We start from the raw sequence: 2,633 nt of genomic DNA on the forward strand, positions 1-2,633 counted from the left end.
GGCCGTACGGGTCGGGCAGGAAGCGCTGGGCGGTGAGGCCGGGGCGGCCGAGGTAGCCGCGGGCGAGGCCGGGGCCGGCCAGGTAGAGCTCGCCGGTGACGCCGGGCGGCACCGGCCGCAGGGCGGTGTCCAGGACGTACGCGCGGGTGGCGCCGCTGGGGCGGCCGATCGCGGGCCCGCCGGTGCCGGGGGCGAGCGGGCCGGTCCAGCTGGCGACCACGGTGGCCTCGGTGGGGCCGTAGACGTTCAGCACCCGGCAGCCGGGGACGGCCGCGCGGACCTGGCGCACGGTGCGGGCGGGCAGGCCCTCGCCGGCCAGCACCACGGTGTCGGCGCCGAGCCGCACGGCGCCGTCGGCGAGCAGCCCGCCGAGCGCGGAGGGCACCGCGCTGAGCAGCCCGGCCCGCCAGGGGCCGGCGTCCGCGGGGCGCTCGGCCAGGGCCAGCAGGTCGCGCAGGAGTTCCACCCGGCCGCCGGAGAGCAGCGGCGCGAAGATCTCGAACACCGACACGTCGAAGTTGAGCGAGGTGGCGGCGACCACGTGGTCCAGGCCGTGGTCGCCGAACTCGGCGGCGGCCCAGTCGGTCAGCGCGAGCACCGAGGCGTGGGCGACCACCACACCCTTGGGGCGGCCGGTGGAGCCGGAGGTGTGGATGACGTACGCGGGGTGCTCCGGGAGCAGGGCGCCGTGCCGCTCCTCCTCGCGCACGGCGTCGGGGCGGGCGGCGGCCAGCTGCTCCCGGCAGGCCGGGTCGTCCAGCACGATCCGGGTGTACGGGCCGTCGGGCAGCCGCTGCCCGGTGGCGGCGGCTGTGACCACGGCGTCCGGCCGGACGTCCTCGAAGAGGTAGGCGATCCGCTCGGCCGGGTACCCGGGGTCGACCGGCAGGTAGCCGGCGCCGCTCTTGAGCACCGCGAGCAGCGCCACCGCCAGGTCGACGGTGCGGGGCAGGGCGAGCGCGACGAACCGCTCGGGGCCGGCCCCGGCCGCGATCAGCAGCCGGGCCAGCCGGTTGGAGCGCTCGTCCAGCTCCCGGTAGGTCAGCTGCTCGTCCCCGGCGCGGACCGCCGGGGCGTCGGGGGTGCGGGCGGCCTGCCGGGCGAAGGCCGCGGGCACGGTGGCGAAGGCCGGGGGCACGGTGTCGTCGGGCGCCTCGTGCACCGCCCCGCCGAGGCGCTCCAGCAGTGCGCGCCCCTCGGCCGCCGCCAGCAGCGGCAGGTCGCCCGTCGGCCGGTCCAGGCCGGCCGCCATCCCGGCGAGCAGGGTGCGCAGGCTCGCCCCGAGCCGTTCGACGGTGGCGGCGTCGAAGGCGGCCGGGTCGTGGTCCAGGCTGATCTCGATGGACTCGCCGGGGGCCACCACCACGCTGAGCGGGTAGCTGGTCGGCTCCAGCACGTGCTCGGTCTCCACACCGAGGCCGTGCCGGGTCAGCGCCTGCGCGTCGAAGGGGTAGTTCTCGAAGACCACGATGCTGTCGAACAGGGCGGTGCCGCCGGGCAGTTCGCTCCAGCCCTGGAGCTGGGCGAGCGAGACGGCGTCGTGCCGCCGGGCCTCGGACTGGTGGTCCTGGACGTCCCGCAGCCACTCCAGCAGCGGGCGCCGGCCGTCGATCCGCACCCGGGTGGGCAGGGCGTTGATGAACAGGCCCACCATCGAGGTGACGCCGGGGAGTTCGGCGGGCCGGCCGGAGACGATGGTGCCGAACACCACGTCCTCGCCGCCGCCGTAGCGGGAGAGCAGCAGCGCCCAGGCGCCCTGGAGCACGGTGTTGACGGTCAGCCCGGCCTGCCGGGCGGTGCCGCGCAGCCGCTCGGACAGCTCGGGGCCGAGGTCGACCCGTACGGTGGCCGAGGACGAGGCGCGGTGGGCGCCCACCGGGCGGCGGTCGCGGGGCAGTTCGGTGGGGGCGGGGAAGCCGGCCAGGGTGTCGCGCCAGTAGCGCTCGGTCCCGGCCCGGTCCCGGCCGGCCAGCCAGCGCAGGTAGTCGGCGTAGGGCGCGCGCTCGACCAGGGCGGGCGCGCGGCCGGCGGTCAGGGCGGCGTAGCGCTCGCAGACCTCGTCGAAGACCTGGGCGGCGCTCCAGCCGTCCAGCAGCACGTGGTGGAAGGTCCACACCACCCGCACCCGGGTCGGGGTCAGCCGGATCAGGGCCAGGCGCAGCAGCGGCGCGCCGCCGAGGTCGATCCCGGCCGCCCGGTCCTCGGCGAGCAGCCGGGCGGTGTCCCGCTCGACCTGCTCGGCGGGGCGGCCGGTCCAGTCGTGGTGGGTGACCGGGACGGCGGCGCGATGCTGGACGACCTGGAGCGGTTCGGCGTCGTCCTGCCAGCTGAGCCGGGTGCGCAGGACCGGGTTGGCGTCGGCGGTCCGCTGCCAGGCCTCGGCCAGCGCGTACGGGTCGCTGACGCCGGTGAGCACCAGCTGGACCTGGTTGACGTAGGTGTCGCCGTCCGGGTCGAGCAGGCTGTGGAAGAGCATGCCGGCCTGCATCGGCGTCAGCGGGTAGACGTCCGCGACGGAGCGGCCGTCCCCGGCGATCCGGTCCACCGCCGCCTGGTCGAGCCGGGCGAGCGGGAAGTCGGCGGGGGTGCGGCCGCCGGCGCCGGGCTCGGCGCAGTGGGCGACGATCTCCTCC

1 protein-coding gene is annotated in these 2,633 nt (G+C 77.4%); it reads right to left on the bottom strand.

The window, feature by feature from the left end; genetic code table 11:
- A partial coding sequence (locus ABZW03_RS39675) for a condensation domain-containing protein (RefSeq protein WP_355269574.1) occupies window positions 1-2,633 on the bottom strand: 2,633 nt, incomplete at both ends.

The organism is Kitasatospora sp. NPDC004799 (assembly GCF_040609095.1).
Classification (GTDB): Bacteria; Actinomycetota; Actinomycetes; order Streptomycetales; family Streptomycetaceae; genus Kitasatospora.